The following is an 18694-nucleotide window of genomic DNA, read 5'->3' as shown; positions in this document are numbered from 1 at the left end:
ACATAAATTGCCGTCTTCATTTCACCGTTGCCATAAAGACCCTTTTCAATGACCACCACGACCATTTCCGCGACCATGACCATGCCGGCGCAGCATCAGCCGCTGGTCAGCGACCCGCGCCAGCGCATCGTCGTTTTCCTGATCCTGCTGACCGGCATGTTCATGGCGACGCTCGACAACCAGATCGTCTCCACCGCCCTGCCGACGATCGTCGGCGAGTTCGGCGAACTGGAGCGCTTCGGCTGGGTCGGCTCGGCCTATCTTCTGGCCTCCAGCGCCGTCATGCCGATCTACGGCAAGCTCGGCGACCTGTTCGGCCGCAAATACGTGATGATGGCGGCGATCCTCATCTTCACCGTCGGATCGCTGACCTGCGGGCTGGCCGTATCGATGAACACGCTGATTGCCGCCCGTGTCCTCCAGGCGCTCGGCGGCGGCGGCATCATGGTCTCGATCTTCTCGATCAACGCCGACCTGTTCGAGCCGCGCGAGCGGGCCCGTTACCAGAGTTATGCCAGCCTCGTGCTGATGATCTCCGGCGCCATCGGCCCGACGCTTGGCGGGACGATGAGCGACCTCTTCGGCTGGCGCTCGATCTTTCTCGTCAACCTGCCGATCGGTATCGCCGTCCTTATCGGGCTGGCCATTCTGCTGCCCTACAAGAAGCCGGTCCGCAAGCCAAAGATCGACTATGCCGGCGCCGCTCTGCTGGCCGGAGCGATCGCCAGCGTCGTGCTGTGGGCCGACAGTTCGGAATTGTTCGGCGGTCTGCTTGCCCCCAAAAGCCTCGCAGTCATCGCCTTCGGCCTGGCCTGCCTCGGCGGCTGGATCATGGTGGAAAAGCGGGCGCAGGAACCGGTGGTGCCACTCACCCTGTTTTCCGACTCCACGGTCAGCCTCCTGCTCTACATTTCCCTGATCTCCGGGGCGATCGGCATCGGCATGTCGAACTACTACGCGCTTTACCTGCAATCGGGCCTCGGCATGTCGCCGACGGTCGCCGGCCTCTTCTTCATTCCGTTGACCGGAGGGATTGCGATCGGTTCGCTGTCGGCGGGACGCATCATTTCCCGCACGGGCGACTACAAGGTGTTTTCGATCCTCTCGACCGCGACCGGCGTCGCGACCCTGACGGCCGTCGCATTCTTCGGCGCGACCGTGCCGCTTTGGGCTCTTGTCGTCCTGCTGCTCGTTCAGGGGTTGGGCATAGGCTGCGGCCAGCAGGTTCCTGTCCTCGGCGTCCAGAACGCCGCCCGCCGCTCCGATACCGGGGCCGCCACCTCCACGGTGACGCTGACCCGCATGGGCGGCGCCTCGATCGGCATCTCCATCTATGGCGCCATCCTGTCGGCGGGCGTCGCCGGCCACACGGTGCCGATTGCCGGCGTGGACGATATCGAGAAACTGACGCCTGCCGCAGTCACCGCCCTGCCCGAGGCGGCCCAGCACGCGATCGCCCAGATCTATCTTGCCGCCTGCCAGCCACTGTTCCTGTCCGCCGCCTTCATCAGCCTGACGGGCCTGATAGCGGCGCTGTGCCTGAAGAACATCAAGCTGCCGGTGAAACACGGTGGCGGGGACTGAACGACGACCGCGGGCAGCCGCACCTCCGTTCCATCGCATACCGCCAATCCGGCCACAAAAAGGAAGCGGCGCCTGCAACCGATGCAGACGCCGCTTTTCATTCGTCAGTGGCCTGAAAGCCCGGAAATCAGTTCATGCTGTCCGCGCTGTAGCTGTCGACGCGCTGGCGATCGACGATCATGACCGAGCCATCGGCCTGAACCTTGTAGATCTCCTTGTAGCGCTGGCCGTCATTCACGAACTGATGGTTGAAGATGCTGCCGGCCGGGGCCTTGGTCAGACGCACTTCGCTGGGATTGGTGTAGGTGATGCTGCCCTTGATCGGCTCGATGGCGAATGCCGAAGAGGCACCGATAGCGGAAGCGGCAAGCGTGAGAGCAATAATCTTTTTCATCGTATTTTCCTTTCAGTGTCAGTTTTGCGAACACGGCCACGAGGGGGGCTGGCCGGTCCGGCGTCCGCCAATCGGACGTCTGATACAGATACTCATAACCCCCCGGAAAAGTTTCACTGTCCCGCGGTTTTTTTTGAACAATGAGCCCCGGCGGGCATTTTCTGGGCACCCGCAGACACGCAAAAATCCGGTACGCTTGAAGCGTTGAGGCCGGTGACGATGCCTTAAGGGAAGCGGCAAGTACGACCCGGCGCCTCCCCTCCCCAACTTTCCTGCATCACACCCCATTTTCGGGGTTCCGTTCGCCAAAACATTTGCCTATAAGGCCCACCTAGCCTTTAGACAGATACGCCCTGCACCCGGCCGGTTCCAACCGCGCCGGCTTTTCATGCAGGCTGGACACATAAAAGACGGAAAACGCCCATGCCGAAGCGCCAAGATATCAAGTCCATCCTCATCATCGGCGCTGGGCCAATCGTCATCGGCCAGGCTTGCGAGTTCGACTACTCCGGCACGCAGGCCTGCAAGGCGCTGAAGGAGGAAGGCTACCGGGTCATCCTGGTCAACTCCAACCCGGCGACCATCATGACCGATCCCGGCCTCGCGGATGCGACCTATGTCGAGCCGATCACCCCGGAAGTCGTCGCCAAGATCATCGCCAAGGAACGCCCGGACGCGCTGCTGCCGACCATGGGCGGCCAGACCGCGCTCAACACTGCGCTGTCGCTGAAGCGCATGGGCGTGCTTGAGCGCTACAATGTCGAGATGATCGGCGCCAAGCCGGAAGCGATCGACAAGGCCGAAGACCGCGCCCTGTTCCGCGAGGCGATGGCCAAGATCGGGCTCGAAACCCCGAAGTCGATGCTGGCGAACGCCACCGACATCAAGGACACCGACCGCAAGACGCATGAGGCGCGTCGCGCCGAACTGCGCGGCAAGCTTTCCGGCGACGCGCTGGACAAGGCGCTCGACGAGCTGGAAAACCAGTGGAACCTCGGCGAGAGCGACCGCAAGCAGCGCTACATGAGCCATGCCATGGCGATCGCCGCCCAGGCGCTTGACGAGATCGGCCTGCCGGCCATCATCCGCCCGTCCTTCACGCTCGGCGGCACCGGCGGCGGCATCGCCTACAACCGCTCGGAATTCTTTGACATCGTCTCGGGCGGCCTCGACGCCTCGCCGACCACCGAAGTCCTGATCGAGGAAAGCGTGCTGGGCTGGAAGGAATACGAGATGGAAGTCGTCCGCGACAAGGCGGACAACTGCATCATCATCTGCTCGATCGAGAACATCGATCCGATGGGCGTCCACACGGGCGACTCGATTACGGTCGCGCCGGCGCTGACGCTGACCGACAAGGAATACCAGATCATGCGCAACGCCTCGATTGCGGTGCTGCGCGAGATCGGCGTCGAAACCGGCGGTTCGAACGTGCAGTTCGCGGTCAACCCGGCGAACGGCCGCCTGACGGTCATCGAAATGAACCCGCGCGTGTCGCGCTCGTCGGCGCTCGCCTCCAAGGCGACCGGCTTCCCGATCGCCAAGATCGCCGCGAAGCTCGCCATCGGCTACACGCTCGACGAACTTGAAAACGACATCACCGGCGGTGCGACGCCGGCCTCGTTCGAACCGTCGATCGACTACGTCGTCACCAAGATCCCGCGCTTCGCCTTCGAAAAATTCCCGGGCGCCTCGCCGACGCTGACGACGGCGATGAAGTCTGTCGGCGAAGTCATGGCAATCGGCCGCACCTTTGCCGAATCGCTGCAGAAGGCGCTGCGCGGCCTCGAAACCGGCCTGACCGGCCTCGACGAGATCGAAATTCCCGGCCTGGGAGAGAGCGACAGCGGCGACGACAAGAACGCCATCCGCGCCGCGATCGGCACGCCGACCCCGGATCGCCTGCGCATGGTCGCCCAGGCACTGCGCCTCGGCATGTCGCCTGAGGAAGTCCATGCCGGCTGCAAGATCGACCCGTGGTTCATCGCCCAGCTGAAGGCGATCGTCGACATGGAGGCCCGCATCCGCGAGCACGGCCTGCCGAAGGATGCCGACAACCTGCGCATGCTGAAAGCCATGGGCTTCTCCGACGCCCGCCTTGCCTCGCTGACCGGCGGCAAGCCGAAGGACGTCGCCATGCTGCGCAATTCGCTCGGCGTGCGCCCCGTCTTCAAGCGCATCGACACCTGCGCGGCCGAGTTCGCCTCGCCGACCGCATACATGTACTCGACCTATGAGACGCCCTTCGTCGGCGCCGCGCGCTCCGAAGCGCAGGTCTCCGACCGCAAGAAGGTCGTCATCCTCGGCGGCGGCCCGAACCGCATCGGCCAGGGCATCGAGTTCGACTATTGCTGCTGCCATGCCGCCTTCGCACTGAAGGATGCCGGCTTCGAAGCGATCATGGTCAACTGCAACCCGGAAACGGTTTCGACCGACTACGACACCTCCGACCGCCTCTATTTCGAGCCGCTGACGGCCGAAGACGTGATCGAGATCCTGCGCGCCGAGCAGGAAAAGGGCGAACTCGTCGGCGTCATCGTCCAGTTCGGCGGCCAGACGCCGCTGAAACTCGCCGAAGCGCTCGAAAAGAACGGCATCCCGATCCTCGGCACCGCGCCGGACATGATCGATCTGGCCGAAGACCGCGACCGCTTCCAGAAGCTTCTGATGAAGCTCGATTTGAACCAGCCGAACAACGGCATCGCCTACTCGGTCGAGCAGGCACGCCTGGTGGCGGCAGAGATCGGCTTCCCGCTGGTTGTCCGCCCGTCCTACGTACTCGGCGGCCGCGCCATGCAGATCATCCATTCGGAAGGCCAGCTGCAGAGCTACCTGCTGGATACCGTTCCGGGCCTGGTGCCGGAAGACATCAAGCAGCGCTACCCGAACGACAAGACCGGCCAGATCAACACGCTGCTCGGCAAGAACCCGCTGCTGTTCGACAGCTACCTGACGAATGCCACGGAAATCGACGTCGACTGCCTGTGCGACGGCAAGGACGTGTTTATCGCCGGCATCATGGAGCACATCGAAGAGGCCGGCATCCACTCGGGCGACAGCGCCTGCTCGCTGCCGCCGCGCACGCTGGCGCCGGAAATGATTGCTGAACTGGAACGCCAGACGACCGAGATGGCCAAGGCGCTGAACGTCGGTGGCCTGATGAACGTCCAGTACGCCATCAAGGACGGCGTGATCTACGTGCTCGAAGTCAACCCGCGCGCCTCGCGCACGGTGCCCTTCGTCGCCAAGACCATCGGCGCGCCGATCGCCAAGATTGCCGCCCGCGTCATGGCCGGCGAGTCGCTGGACACGGCCATCGCCGCTTACGGCGAGAAGCCGGACGTGAAGAACCTGAAGCACATCGCGGTCAAGGAAGCCGTCTTCCCGTTCGCCCGCTTCCCCGGCGTCGACACGCTGCTCGGGCCCGAAATGCGCTCGACCGGTGAAGTCATCGGCCTCGACACCGATTTCGCGCTCGCCTTTGCCAAGTCGCAGCTCGGTGCCGGCGTCGACCTGCCGCGCGACGGTGCGGTCTTCATCTCGGTGCGCGACGAGGACAAGGACCGCATGCTGCCGGCAGCGAAAATCCTGTCCGAAATCGGCTTCAAGGTACTGGCGACCGGCGGCACCCAGCGCTACCTCGCCGAAAAGGGCATCGAGGCGGTGAAGATCAACAAGGTTCTGGAAGGCCGTCCACACATCGAGGACGCCATCCGCAACCGGCAGGTCCAGCTGGTCATCAACACGACCGACGGCAACAAGGCGATCTCGGATTCGAAATCGCTGCGCCGCGCCGCGCTGATGCAGAAGGTCCCCTACTACACCACGCTCTCGGGTGCGCAGGCCGCCGCCGAGGCGATCCGGGCACTCAAGGCCGGCAACCTCGAGGTGAGATCGCTGCAGAGCTATTTCTGAGCGCTCCGAGTGCTTTGATCATCCAAAAGGAGGCCTAGCGCCTGCCTTTTCTCTTTGTGCTACACGATTGGCGGCGATCGTCCTCCGCGACGATTTCGCACATGCGAAATGGAAAATGCCGCTCCAGTTTCATGGGGGAGATCAAAGGAGAACACCATGAAGCGCGAAGACGTTGTCAGGAATGCCTTTTCCATGCCGCTCGGCTCGCCGGCCTATCCGCCGGGGCCGTATCGCTTCACAAATCGCGAGTTTCTGGTGATCACCTACCGCACGGATCCGGACAAGCTGCGTGCGCTGGTGCCGGAGCCTCTGGAAATCCCCGAACCGCTCGTCAAATTCGAATTCATCCGCATGCCCGATTCCACCGGCTTCGGGGACTACACCGAAAGCGGCCAGGTGACGCCGGTCAGCTATCGGGGCCGCAAGGGAAGCTACTCGCTGGCGATGTTCCTGAACGACGGCCCGCCGATCATGGGCGGCCGCGAACTCTGGGGCTTTCCGAAGAAGTTTGCCGAGCCGCAGTTGGCCGTCCATCGCGACACGCTGGTCGGAACGCTGGATTACGGACCGATCCGCATCGCCACCGGCACGATGGGGTTCAAGCATCGACCGGCGGACGAGAACGCGATCCTTGAGGGGCTCGCCGAACCGAACTTTCTCCTGAAGATCATTCCGCATGTCGACGGCACCCCACGCATCTGCGAACTGGTCGAATACCCGATCACCGACGTCAAGCTGAAGGGCGCATGGACGGGACCAGCCGCGCTGGAACTTCACCCGCATGCGCTGGCGCCCGTCGCCGAACTGCCGGTTCTGGAAGTGAAAAGCGCGGTGCATTTCGTCGCCGACCTGACCCTCGGCCTCGGCAGTGTTGCCCACGACTATCTTGCCGGGTAAGCCTCGCCGGCCTCACGCCCGCCGCTTGCGCTTGGCGACGATCGCGAATGCGATGCCGCCGAGTACGAAAAGGCCGGCGATGACGAAACGCAGCGTCATCGTCTCGGTCAGAAAGAGGATCGCGCCGAGTGCGGCGATGACTGGAACGGAGAGTTGCACCAGCGCCGCCTGGAAGGTCGAAAGGCCGCCGAGCGCCCTGTACCAGAGCGAATAGCCAAGCCCGGAGGCAACGACGCCAGAGACGATGGCAAGGCCGGCACCCCGCAAGGTGGCGCTGCCGGCGACCAGCGCGTAGATCGCCAGCGGTACGCAGAAGGCGGATGCCCGAAGGAAATTGCCGGCCGTCTCCTTCAGCGGATCCTTCGATCCGCGGCCACGCAGCGTGTAGATGCCCCATGAGATGCCGGAGAGCACCATCAGGAGGCTGCCGACAGGATCCGGCGTGCCGATGCCGGGCAGGATCAGATAGACGAAGGCGAGAAAGGCGACGGTGAAGCCTGCCAGTTCGAAAAGGCTCATCCGCTCGCCGCGCGCCAGGCTGAAACCGACCATGGTCGCCTGCACGGAGGTAAACAGGATCAGCGCGCCGGTCGCCGCCCCGAGCATCAGGTAAGCGAGAGAAAAGGCGATCGCATAGGCAAAGAGCGCACCGGCCGCAATCCAGTTACCGGGAATGGCGGGCATCTTCGCCTCCCCCGGCCGGCGGCAGATGAAGAAAAACAGGAAGAGTGCGCCGGAGACGATGCGAAGCGCGGTATAGCTGGCGGCATCAATGAATTCGTCCCCAAGCGCCAGCCGCGCCAGAAGCGAATTTGCGGCGAAAGCGATCATCGCCGCCACTGTCAGCCCCGCCACCGGATTCATATTGCCCTCCCGGCCGGTTAGACGCGTCCCCCCGGCTCCCCTCTGCCGATACAGTATCCGCCTGCCCCCGTTCACCGTCAATCGGCACAAAGCCGTCAGAGGGCGAGCAGCCCCTGCTTCAATGCCGGGTTCGGTTTGCCCCGCCCATCGCAATCCGCTAATATTCCAGCTGCACACGCTTGAGGGGAGCCGCATGCCATGGCCAAGATCATCGTCATCCTGTTCGACGGCACCTCGAACGAAATCTCCGCCGATCGATCCAACATCCTGAGGCTCTATGGCTGCCTGCGGCGGACGGAGAACCAGCTCGTCTATTACGACCCCGGCGTCGGAACCTTCGGCGCGGACAATGCCTGGTCGAAGCTGTGGCGCAAGACGGTCGAGGTCTGGGGGCTGGCGACCGGCTGGGGGCTCGACCAGAACGTCAAGGAAGCCTACCGCTTCCTCGTCGAGAACTATCAGCCCGGCGCCAGAGACAAGAGCGGCAAGCGGCTGGAGGAAGACGACCGGATCTTCATCTTCGGCTTTTCCAGGGGCGCCTACACCGCCCGCGTGCTGGCCGGCTTCATCCACGCGCTCGGCATCGTCAAGCCGTATCAGCTAAATCTCGTCGACTACGCCTACCGCACCTACAAGGCGATCAGCGACACCGAGACGACGGCGGTGACCGAAATCTCCGCCGAAGAGGAAAAGGGCGGCGAGGCGCCTCCCCCGTCCGCCTTCCTGACCATGCGGCTCTACGAGCGGACACTGAAGCCCTACCGGCCGGCGATCAAGTGCCTCGGCCTGTTCGACACGGTCGCCTCCGTCATCGAAATGGGCAAGTACTTTCCGAGGCTGAAGACCCATCCCTTTACCGACAGGAACCGCAGCGTTGAATTCGTTCGCCATGCACTGGCGATCGACGAGCGCCGGACGATGTTCAATCCTCAGCCATGGCCGGCGGGCGAGCCCTATTGGGGCGGTCCCTTCAAGCCGCGCGACGACAAGAAGGTTCATCTTCAAAACGTCGAGGAAGTCTGGTTTGCCGGCGTGCACGCCGATATCGGCGGCGGATATCCGGAAGACGAAAGTGGCCTCGCCAAGCTGCCGCTCCTGTGGATGATCGAGGAAACGAAACCGCTCGGCCTCGACTATGCCACCCGCACCATCAACGAAATCGTCCGCGGCAAGCGCGGCAAATATATCGAGCCCAATCCGCTGGCCGCCCGGCACAACTCCATGCGTGGCCTCTGGCCGCTGGTCGAGTTCATCCCGCGCCGCATGCCGAAAACCTCGTGGCGCGGCGGCCCTTCCCTGTTCGGCTGGTACGTCCCGTGGTTCGACCGCCGCCGGATCGAGGACGGCGCGACGCTACACACTTCCGTCATCGAAAGGATGAACGGCGTCCCCGTCGACGGCCCATACATGCCACCGAACCTGCCGGAAACATATCGCACCGCACCGCCGGCCCTGCCAAAGAAGCAGACATCGGCACCGCCGATTGACGGCGACATGGTCAGGGCGAAGCCGGCGAAGAGGAGCACCTCCCAAAAGGCGCAGAAGTCGCCCGGCCGGACATAGGGACCTGGCGCCCGGAATTCGTAGCAAAATCGATCGGAACAATCTTCGTCAAAAGCCGTTCGCCTCTAAGACGCAGGGGAACGATGATGCATGATATCTGGACGAAAACCGGCATGGCGCTGTTGATGGCGCTGGGCATGGCGTGGAAGACGGGCTGGTCGCTCGTCCTCGGCTTCACCATTTCTTCCGTCATGCAGTCGCTGGTGCCCTCGTCCAAGATGAAGGATTATCTCGGCAAGGGAACGGCGAAGGAAATCGTGCTCGCCTCCGCCGCCGGTGCCGCAAGCTCCTCCTGCTCCTATGCCTCCGCCGCCATCATGCGCACCCTGTTCAAGAAGGGCGCGGCGCTCGTCAATGCGCTCGCCTTCCTCTTTGCCTCAACCAATCTCGTCATCGAACTCGGCGTCATCCTGCTCTTGCTCATGGGCTGGCAGTTCATGCTCGGCGAGTGGATCGGCGGTGTCGTGCTGATCGCCATCATGGCGGTCCTGATCAAGCTCACCTATCCAAAGAAGCTGGTGGAGGAAGCCCGCAACCGCGAGGAGACCAGCAAGGGTCACGAGCACATGTCGATGGCGGTCGAGGGCGAAACCTGGCGCGAGCGGGTGAAGAACCCGAAGATGCAGGTCAGTGTCGCGCAGAACTTCGCCATGGAATGGTCGATGCTGTGGAAGGACATGCTCGCCGGCTTCGTCATTGCCGGATTTCTGGCCGCCTTCGTGCCGGACAGCTTCTGGAAGGCGCTGTTCCTCACCGACGCCTCCGAATGGATCAAGGTGCCGGTCAATGCCGTCCTTGGCCCGGTGATCGCGGTGCTGACCTTCGTCTGCTCGATCGGCAACGTGCCCTTCGCCGCCATCCTGTTTTCCGGCGGCATCTCGTTTGGCGGCGTGCTGGCTTTCCTCTATGCCGACCTCATCATCCTGCCGTTGCTCAACACCTATCGGCGCTATTTCGGCTGGAAAATGGCGGCCTACATGGCCGGCATCTTGTTCGTGACCATGGTCGCCGCCGCGCTGGTGATGGACGTCGCCTTCTCCGCGCTCGGCCTCATTCCCGAAGGCACGATCGACATCCGCAGCCGGCTGACGGAGTTCAGCATCGACTACACCTTCTGGCTCAACCTCCTGTTCGGAGCGCTCGCCGTCTGGCTGTTCTGGTTGAACCACAAGCACCCGATGGATCACAGCCACCATCATGATCAAAGCGAGCATGATCACGGCAGCCATGACCACCACGCGGCGATGCACCATCAGCACCATCATTGAGATCGCCTGACGGTCAGCGCCTCTTTCGCGGCGCGACCGGATTGACTCCCAAATTGAAAGCGCATATTTAACCATTCAGTTATTTAACTATATGGTTCATTAAAAAAATGCAGATCGACCCCCTTTCGAGCACGCTGCACGCCCTCGCCGATCCGACCCGACGGGCGATCCTGGCGAAGCTTACGCGCGGCGAGAAATCCGTCTCCGAACTGGCGGAACCCTTCGACATGTCGATGCCTGCCATCTCGAAGCATCTGAAGGTGCTGGAGAAGGCCGGGCTGATCTCGCGCGGACGCGAAGCGCAGTGGCGGCCCTGCAAACTGGAGCCCGCGCCGCTGAAGGCGCTGGACGGCTGGCTCGAAGACTACCGGCGCATGTGGGAGGACCGCCTCGACCGGCTGGAAGACTATCTCAAGACACTGCAACAGGGAGGAGAGACCAATGACCCCGGCAAGTAATGCGGAACAGGCGGAGGGTTTCGACACCGTCTTCACCCGCCTGATCGATGCGCCGCGCCCACTCGTCTACCGCGTCTTCACCGACCCGAAAATGCTCACCCACTGGTTCGGCCCGCGTGGTTTCGATGTACCCGAATGCGAAACCGACCTTCGCCCGGGCGGTCGCATGCTGATCGTCATGCGGGGGCCGGACGGTACCCGATTTCCGATCGACGGCACCTACCATGCCGTCTCGGAGAACCGCCTGATCAGCTACACGAACGGCCTCGATGGACACCCGCAAGCCTGGCACGACATGGTCAACGAGATGCGCGGCACGCCCAAGGGGACGCCAGTCACCCCGCCGCTGACGACCATCGAATTCGCCGACAAGGCCGACGGCACGCTGGTGACGATCACCACGTCATTCCTCACAGCTGCGGACCGCGACGCCTTCACGAAGATGCAGATGCGCGCCGGCTGGAGCCACAGCCTCGACAAGCTCGCCGAACTCGCCTCCACCGACTTCAGCGGCAAGGACCACCGGGAGATCGTCATCACCCGCTTCATCGCCGCACCCGTGGCACTCGTCTGGAAGGCATGGAGCGATGTGGACAGGATTTCCGCCTGCTGGGGACCGGAAGGTTTCACCGACACGCCGATCAAGTTCGACTTCCGCATCGGCGGCGAATGGCTGCACACCATGCACGGACCGGACGGCACGGACTATCCGAACCGGGCGGTCTTCACAGACATCGTTGAGCATGAGCGTATCGCCTATGATCTCGGCACCGGCGAACCCGGTGACACCAACATCTTCCACACCACGGTCAGCTTCAGGGCGGTCGAGGGCGGCACCGAGGTCACGCTGCACACCGTGTTCGACACGGCAGCCCAGCGCGCCCACGTGGCAGGCTTCGGCGCGATCGAGCTTGGCTACCAGACGCTCGGCAAGCTGGACGCCTTCGTGATGAAGACTTGAATCAGAACCTCAACCATCAGAATCAACGTCTAAGCGGACAGAGATAACACCATGGAAAAATTCATTTATTCCCGCACACTGAAGGCCCCGCGCGCGCTCGTCTTCGAAGCCTGGACGAAGGCGGAACGCCTCGGACAATGGTGGGGACCGAAAGGTCTCGGCTTGGAAGTCCTTGCCCTCGACGTTCGGCCGGGCGGCATGTTCCATTATGCCATGGTGCCGCCTGGAGGCCAGAAGATGTACGGCCGCTTCATCTTTCAGGAAGTGGATGCGCCGCGCAAGCTCGCCTACATCGTCAGCTTTGCGGATGCTGAGGCAAACGCCATCCGACCGCCCTTCCCCGATCCGTGGCCGGTGGAGATGATGAACGTCGTCACCTTCGAAGAGACGGCTGACGGGACTCTGGTCACACTGACCGGCAACGCCCACAATGCCAGCGCGGAAGAAATCCGCACCTACACCAACAACTTCAAATCCATGGAAGGCGGCTTCTGCGGCACCTTCGACAAGCTGGAAGAGTATCTCGCCACTCTGTAGACCGGCGCCTGACGCTCGCAACAGCGGGTCACCGCCCGCTATTGCCTCGGTTCGTTTTACGCCCTCAACGCGTGCACAGGCGACTGGCGATAGGCCATCAGTGCCGGCAGCAGCGAGAAGAGGGCTGCGGCGAGAAACAGCGCACCGATCGGGCCAAGGTCGGAGCGCGCGAAGACGACCGGCAGCTGTATCCCGCTGTCGGCCATCAGACGCCCGGCGATCAGCCGTGCAGCGGCAAAGCCGACGCCGAGCCCGGCCGCGACACCAATCGCGATCAGCCCGAACAACTCCAGCCAGACGATGCCGAACACCGCCTCGCGCGGCGCCCCGAAGGCCCGAAGAGCGCCGATCTGCTTGCGCCGTTGCGTCACATGCATGACGGTGACCAGCATCAACGCGCAGGCAACCAGGATCTGCGCCCCGATGGCGACGGCGGACAGCACCTGCCGGACATCACCGAGAGTCGCATAAAGCCGCGTCAGCACTTCTGCCGGGAAGACGGCGAGCGTCGTTTCATGCCGGTACTGCTGGCGCAGCTTGTAGGCGTCCCCGATCGACTTCGGCTTGACGACGACCGCCGGCAGCCCCGGCAGCGCATGATCCCAGTCTTCATCGATAGCGGCATCCGCATCGATATGGTGGTCGTCATGCTCTTCGTGTTCGTCGCCACCTGCGTCATGCGCGGCTTCTGCCGCCACCCGCGTCACGGCCGGCGAAGCACCCGCCTCGACATTGCCGGCAGGTTCCGCATGCTCGTCATGCTCATCGTGCTCCTCGCCATCGTGATGGCCGAGGCCATGGATGTCCCACACCGCCTGGATCGGCACCATGATCGCCTTGTCCCAGGCGCTACCGGACGGCTGCAGGCGTCCGACGACCGTGTAGGCGAGCTCGGTATGTGTGTGCCCGCCCTCCGCTTCCGTACCGTGAAGCGGTTTGACCGTCGCACCGATTGACAGGTCGACATCGGCGCCGATCACCGCCTCGCCCTCATGCGCAAAGACCTGCCCGTCGGCAAAGCCCGGCGCCAGATTGGCGACGAGCTTCGTCGTCGTCCCCACGATCGGATAATGGCCGTAGAAATCGCCGAAGCCGATCGGCGCCGCCCAGGCGACGCGCGGATCCTTGTCCAGGTCCTTGAGGATATTGCCGTCCATCAGCGGCAGCGGTGAGGCCTGCAGAAAGACAGACGACAGCACGAGCTGCGTCTCGCTGCCCGCCGCGCCGATGACGAGATCGAATTTTTCAGCGGCCCGCGCCGAGCCGAGGCGAAGCGCCCTCTCCTGCAGCGTCACCGCAACGCCGAGCGCGACGGCAAGTGCCACGATCAGAACGACCACGACGGCGCCAAGTCGAAAGCGGTTGAGATCGGCGAGAATGAAGCGAAACATGTCAGGCCTCCTCGGTGACGGGCTGGGCAGACTGAATCCGGCCGGCAGAAAGTCGCATGCGCCTGTCGAACCGCGAGATCAGCCGCTCGTCATGCGAGACGACGATCAGCGTGCATTTTTCCTGGTCGGCGATCGACAGGAGCAGGTCGGCAACCTGAGCGCCGCTCTCGACGTCGAGGCTGGCGGTCGGTTCGTCCGCGACGACGACGCCCGGCTTGCGCAGCACTGCGCGCGCGACCGCCACGCGCTGCATTTCGCCGCGCGACATGGTCTCGACCTTCTGGTCCGGACGCGAAAGCCCGACGATCTCGATAAGCTGCCGCGCCCGCTCGATCGTCCCGTGTCCAGCCGCACCGGACAGACGCGCCGGCAGAAGAATGTTGTCGATCGCCGACAGGCCCTCGAACAGATGGAAATCCTGCATCACCAGCCCGACATGGGTACCGCGCCAGCGATCGCGCCGGCTTTCGGACAGGCCGGCAAGTTCGGTCCCCGCCCAGCGCACCGAGCCGCGTTTAAGCGCCTGCAAGCCGCAGATGACGTTGACGAACGTGCTCTTGCCGGAACCGGACGCGCCGGTCACCGCAAGCCGCCCACCGGCCGGCAGGTCGAAAGCGTCGATGGCGAGCACGGGTGCAGGCAGGCCCGGATAGCCGACCTCCAGAGAATTCACTTTCAGGTCGATCATGGGGTATCTTCAGCTTTCCCAGAAACGCGCGTCGCGCAGCCGCAGCCGGCTCAGAAACCCCGTATCCGGATCGACCCACGAGCCGACTTCCATGCGCCCCTCAACGGCGATCCTCGTGCCGCCCGGCAGGAAGGTCTGCTTGTCGCCGAGATAGATGACGACGATATTGTCCGGCCAGTCGGCATCCGACGAGCAGAACGGGCAGAGCGCCATCGGAATTTCGGTGAGCACGAAGAAATTGGCCTCGGCTTTGAGCGGCGGCGCCATGAAGCCGCCCATCGTCACCGGCTTGCCGTCGAGCGATTTCACCTTGTCGGAGAACTCCAGCCCGAGCACGGTAACCTTGCTGTAAAGCTCGTCAAACGTCAGATCGGTTGCCGCGAATGCCGGTCGCGCCAGGGCAGCCAGGGGCATGCCGGCAGCAAGCGTCATCAGCCGTCTGCGGGACATCTGGAATGGAGAGGGTTGACGGTTCATCTCCGCCTCCTGATCTTTGATTTGCGGTCGTTGTTCGGTTCGAACGCGGTTCCGGGCGAACGCGCCGCCCGGAACCAACTTGTGTCTGGCGTCGAATTACATCGACTGCGAGCCGAGCGCGAAGGTGTCCATCAACACCTTGTAGACGTCGCTCTGCTCCATGTAGCCCTTGAATTCTTCCGAGCCGGGGCCGGCGGCCTGCAGCACGACGTCATCAACGGTATGGGCAGCGGTGTCGCCGTCAGACGGGATGTTGGCCGGCATCAGCACGGCGCCGGGGATATCCTTGTAGGCCGGGTTGGCGACATACTTGCCGTCGGCATTCTTGATCGACGGCTCGAACGGACCGTCCATCTTCGGGCGGAAGGTTTCGTAGTATTCCGGATGGTTGCCGGCATACATCTGGATGCGGCGAGAAACGTCCACCTTGTCCGGATAGCCGTCGCCGTTCTCGTCCGTGTAGTTCGGGAAGCCGGCGTCGTCATAGGTGCCGACCTTCTCGCTCATCACGTCGCCCGGCTTCTCGTCATCGACGGTGCCGACGATGGAGACGCCATGGGTATGGTCGCCGGTAACGACGACCAGCGTGTCCGGATGGGTCTTGGCGAACTCCATGGCAACGCCAACGGCCTTGTCCATCTCGATGACGTCGAATTCGGAGCGTTCCCAGTCCATCGGGTGGGACATCTTGTCGACCGAAGCGGCTTCAACCATCAGGAAGAAGCCTTCCGGGTTCTTCGACAGCTGGTCGATGGCAGTCTTCGTCATATCGACGAGACCCGGCTGGTCGGGGAACTTGTCGACGGTGCCCTTCTTCAGGAACATGCGGTCAAGCGCGGTATCCATGTTGCCGGTGTGGAACAGGCCGAGCAGCTTGCCGGTGTTGGTGCCGGAAGCGGCGTCCAGTTCGGTCTTCGAAGTTGCGAGCGTATAGCCGGCATCCTTGAACTGGGCGATGTAGTCGTTGTCGTCCTTGCGCTTCGAGCCGGGAACGTCCTTCGACAGGAAGTAGGCCGAGCCGCCGCCGAGGATGACGTCGGGCTGGGTCTGCATGAACATGCCGACGATCTCGGCCTTGTCGGCGCGCTTGCGGGTGTGGGCGATGACGGCGGCCGGGGTCGCATCTTCGATTTCAGCCGTGGAAACGACGCCGATCGACTTCTTCGTGGTGCGGCGCAGCGCTTCGGCAATCGTCTCGACCTTCGGATCGTCAAGGCTTGCCGGCGTACGGTCGGCATAGACGCCAAGGGCATTCACGCGCGACTTGTGGCCGGTCATGTAGGCCGACATGGTGTTGGCGGAATCGGTGGCGATCGAATGGGTCGACGACGTGCCGATGAAGGCCATGTGGTCGAGATCATCCATGTTGAGGCGACCATCGGCCTTACCCTCGGTCATGCCCTTCGACATGATGCGGGCGGCGGTGCGGTGCGCGACAGACAGGCCGTCGCCGAGGAAGAAGATGATGTTCTTGGCCTTCGGCGCAGCCGGCGTGCCGTAGACGTTCCAAGTGACCGACTTCGTTTCGTCGCCAGCCTTGACTTCGACGGTGTAGTCGCCGGCCGAAGCGAGCGCCAGATCGCGCAGGATCAGCGCGGAGCCGAGGACGGCATCGTCCGTGCCGTTCTCTTCGGCGACGAATTCGGCCGGCTTGCCGAAGACGTCGGCATAGGGCTTGCCGTTGACGGTGACAGCGACATCACCCTCGCCGTAGACCTTGTCGAGCTCGACCTTGAAGTCGAAGGGCGAGTTGACGAGGATCGTTGCACGGTCGAGCGGATAGACGGTGGCGGCATGCGCGGCGCCGGCCAGCATGGTCGCGGCGGCGAGCGCCGAAAAATACTTCATCATGGTCTTTCTCCTTAGGCAGGGAATTGCGACACCCGTCCGATAGTCCCTGTCCGTGACACTTGGATGAAGGCCGCAAGCCCCTGGTGGATCGGTCGAGAGGCAGCACGGCAGGAGAAGCCGGCTAAAAAAAACTCGCATTTCACCGGGCGAGTCTGCTATAAACGCTCAAATTGACAGTTTGACATGGTTCCGAAGTTCCTCTTCGGAACCTGTTTTCTTTTGTCCCTATGCAGAACGAGCGGGACGCGCAGTAAGGAAAAGGAAATGGTAGAAAAAGTTCCGATGACCCCGGGTGGTTTCACCAAGCTCAACGAAGAGCTTCGCTGGCGCCAGCAGGAGGAACGCCCGAGAATCATCGAGGCGATCGCCGAGGCGCGCGCCCATGGCGACCTTTCGGAAAACGCCGAATACCACGCCGCCAAGGAAGCGCAGAGCCACAATGAGGGCCGCGTCGGCGAGCTGGAAGACCTGATCGCGCGCGCCGAAGTCATCGACCTGACGAAAATGTCCGGCTCCACCGTCAAGTTCGGTGCGACCGTCAAGCTCATCGACGAGGACACCGAGGAAGAAAAGACCTACCAGATCGTCGGCGACCAGGAAGCCGACGTGAAGGCAGGCCGCATTTCCATCTCGTCGCCGATCGCCCGCGCGCTGATCGGCAAGGAAGAAGGCGATTCCATCGAAGTGAATGCGCCGGGAGGCTCCAAGGCCTACGAAATCCTCGCCGTCAGCTGGGGCTGAGAACGCCCGTGACGGACGGAAACAAGGCCACCGCGAAAGCACATGCGGTGGCCGATCTCCGCGACATCGACATCATCGCCCCGAACCTCAAAAAGCGGCTTTCCGGGGTCACCTCGACGATCATCCAGCTCGTGCCGGTACAGCGCGCGCTCGGCCAGCGCATTGCCGTGCTTGGGCCCGGACTGCCGCCTACCCTGCCCCATATCCGCTACCGCGACCTCTGGCACCTCTGGACGCCGCCGAAGGGCAAGCGCTTCCGCGTCTGGCATGCGCGGCGCAACATCGAAATGCTGCCGGCGATCATCCTGCGCGATCTCCTGCGCATGCCGCTGAAGATCGTCTTCACCTCCGCCTCGCAGCGCCGCCACACCGGCTGGACGAAATTCCTGATTTCGCGCATGGACGCGGTGATCGCCACCAGCGCCAAGACGGCCGCCTATCTCGAGGTCAAAAGCACTGTCAGCTTGCACGGCATCGACACAGCCCGCTTCTCGCCGCCTTCCGACAAGGCCGAGGCGAAGCGCGCGCTCGGCCTTGACCCGGCGCAGAAGATCGCCGGCTGCTTCGGCCGCGTGCGCCACCAGAAGGGCACCGACCTTTTCGTCGACGCGATGATCCGCCTGCTGCCCGAGCGTCCGGACTGGTCCGCGATCATCGCCGGCCGCGCCACGCCGCAGCATGTGGAATTCGAGAACGACTTGAAGGAAAAGGTGAAGGCGGCGGGCCTCGCCGATCGCATCCTGTTCGTCGGTGAGCATACCAACATCAACGACTGGTACCGCGGCCTCGACCTCTTCATCGCGCCACAGCGCTGGGAAGGCTTCGGCCTGACCCCGCTCGAAGCCATGGCCACCGCCGTCCCCGTCATCGCCACCGACGTCGGCGCCTTCCCGGAACTGATCGTCACCGGCGGGTCCGAAACCGGCACCCTCATCCGTCGCGACACCCTCGACGCCATGACGGACGCCGCCCGACAGTTTATGGATGACGAAGTGAGACGCCAGCAGGCAGCCGAAAGCGCGCTCCGCCACGCACGGCAGAACTTCGCGATCGAGAGTGAGGCGATGAGGCTGGGGGCGGCTTATGCGGGGCTGATGGACTGAGC

The 18694-nt window shown here is 63.3% G+C and carries 16 protein-coding genes; 10 read left to right on the top strand and 6 right to left on the bottom strand.

Annotated elements, in window-relative coordinates:
• Window positions 1-75: 75 nt before the first annotated feature.
• A complete protein-coding gene (locus ACU5AZ_RS17790) occupies window positions 76-1584 on the top strand; it encodes an MDR family MFS transporter (protein WP_446826044.1) in 1509 nt (502 codons plus the stop codon).
• Between the two features lie 127 nt (window positions 1585-1711).
• Here ACU5AZ_RS17790 and ACU5AZ_RS17785 read toward each other — a convergent pair whose 3' ends face one another.
• Window positions 1712-1978 carry a hypothetical protein gene (locus tag ACU5AZ_RS17785; protein WP_446823654.1) on the bottom strand — a complete coding sequence of 89 codons (267 nt, stop codon included), beginning with the start codon at window positions 1976-1978 and terminating at the stop codon, window positions 1712-1714.
• A gap of 423 nt (window positions 1979-2401) precedes the next feature.
• Between ACU5AZ_RS17785 and carB the strand changes: the two genes are divergently transcribed.
• Window positions 2402-5893, top strand: a complete 3492-nt coding sequence (gene carB / locus ACU5AZ_RS17780) for a carbamoyl-phosphate synthase large subunit (RefSeq protein WP_446823653.1) — start codon at window positions 2402-2404, stop codon at window positions 5891-5893.
• Window positions 5894-6049: 156 nt separating this feature from the next.
• Entirely contained in the window at window positions 6050-6790 is a 741-nt protein-coding gene (locus ACU5AZ_RS17775) for an acetoacetate decarboxylase (RefSeq protein ID WP_446823652.1), read from the top strand.
• 12 nt (window positions 6791-6802) lie between these two features.
• Here ACU5AZ_RS17775 and ACU5AZ_RS17770 read toward each other — a convergent pair whose 3' ends face one another.
• The gene (locus ACU5AZ_RS17770; protein WP_446823651.1) at window positions 6803-7654 is read right to left on the bottom strand and encodes a DMT family transporter; all 852 of its coding nucleotides are present in this window, start codon (window positions 7652-7654) and stop codon (window positions 6803-6805) included.
• Window positions 7655-7852: 198 nt separating this feature from the next.
• On the opposite strand from ACU5AZ_RS17770, the gene ACU5AZ_RS17765 reads away from it, so the two are divergent.
• The 5 genes from ACU5AZ_RS17765 (at window position 7853) to ACU5AZ_RS17745 (ending at window position 12441) form a co-directional block, all read left to right on the top strand.
• The gene (locus ACU5AZ_RS17765) at window positions 7853-9217 is read left to right on the top strand and encodes a T6SS phospholipase effector Tle1-like catalytic domain-containing protein (protein WP_446823650.1); all 1365 of its coding nucleotides are present in this window, start codon (window positions 7853-7855) and stop codon (window positions 9215-9217) included.
• A gap of 83 nt (window positions 9218-9300) precedes the next feature.
• The gene (locus ACU5AZ_RS17760) at window positions 9301-10485 is read left to right on the top strand and encodes a permease (protein ID WP_446823649.1); all 1185 of its coding nucleotides are present in this window, start codon (window positions 9301-9303) and stop codon (window positions 10483-10485) included.
• A gap of 107 nt (window positions 10486-10592) precedes the next feature.
• Window positions 10593-10943: an ArsR/SmtB family transcription factor gene (locus ACU5AZ_RS17755; protein ID WP_446823648.1), complete on the top strand. Its 351-nt coding sequence runs from the start codon at window positions 10593-10595 to the stop codon at window positions 10941-10943.
• Window positions 10927-11904 (top strand): SRPBCC domain-containing protein, encoded by a 978-nt coding sequence (locus tag ACU5AZ_RS17750; protein WP_446823647.1) that lies wholly within the window; start codon window positions 10927-10929, stop codon window positions 11902-11904. The genes ACU5AZ_RS17755 and ACU5AZ_RS17750 overlap by 17 nt, the downstream gene beginning before the upstream one ends.
• A 51-nt stretch (window positions 11905-11955) precedes the next feature.
• Window positions 11956-12441 carry an SRPBCC family protein gene (locus tag ACU5AZ_RS17745; RefSeq protein ID WP_446823646.1) on the top strand — a complete coding sequence of 162 codons (486 nt, stop codon included), beginning with the start codon at window positions 11956-11958 and terminating at the stop codon, window positions 12439-12441.
• 56 nt (window positions 12442-12497) lie between these two features.
• Here the strand turns inward: ACU5AZ_RS17745 and ACU5AZ_RS17740 are convergent, their stop codons facing one another.
• From ACU5AZ_RS17740 to ACU5AZ_RS17725, 4 genes are all read right to left on the bottom strand, one after another.
• Complete coding sequence (locus tag ACU5AZ_RS17740; RefSeq protein ID WP_446823645.1) at window positions 12498-13832, bottom strand: ABC transporter permease; 1335 nt, start codon at window positions 13830-13832, stop codon at window positions 12498-12500.
• 1 nt (window position 13833) lies between these two features.
• Entirely contained in the window at window positions 13834-14520 is a 687-nt protein-coding gene (locus ACU5AZ_RS17735) for an ABC transporter ATP-binding protein (RefSeq protein WP_446823644.1), read from the bottom strand.
• Between the two features lie 9 nt (window positions 14521-14529).
• The gene (locus ACU5AZ_RS17730) at window positions 14530-14997 is read right to left on the bottom strand and encodes a hypothetical protein (protein WP_446823643.1); all 468 of its coding nucleotides are present in this window, start codon (window positions 14995-14997) and stop codon (window positions 14530-14532) included.
• A gap of 96 nt (window positions 14998-15093) precedes the next feature.
• A complete protein-coding gene (locus ACU5AZ_RS17725) occupies window positions 15094-16848 on the bottom strand; it encodes an alkaline phosphatase (protein ID WP_446823642.1) in 1755 nt (584 codons plus the stop codon).
• A gap of 264 nt (window positions 16849-17112) precedes the next feature.
• Between ACU5AZ_RS17725 and greA the strand changes: the two genes are divergently transcribed.
• A complete protein-coding gene (gene greA / locus ACU5AZ_RS17720; protein ID WP_446823641.1) occupies window positions 17113-17589 on the top strand; it encodes a transcription elongation factor GreA in 477 nt (158 codons plus the stop codon).
• Window positions 17590-17636: 47 nt separating this feature from the next.
• Entirely contained in the window at window positions 17637-18692 is a 1056-nt protein-coding gene (locus ACU5AZ_RS17715) for a glycosyltransferase family 4 protein (RefSeq protein WP_446826043.1), read from the top strand.
• Window positions 18693-18694 lie beyond the last annotated feature (2 nt).

It is taken from the genome of Rhizobium sp. PAMB 3182 (assembly GCF_052908355.1).
This window is presented reverse-complemented; position numbering and strand designations above follow the sequence as displayed.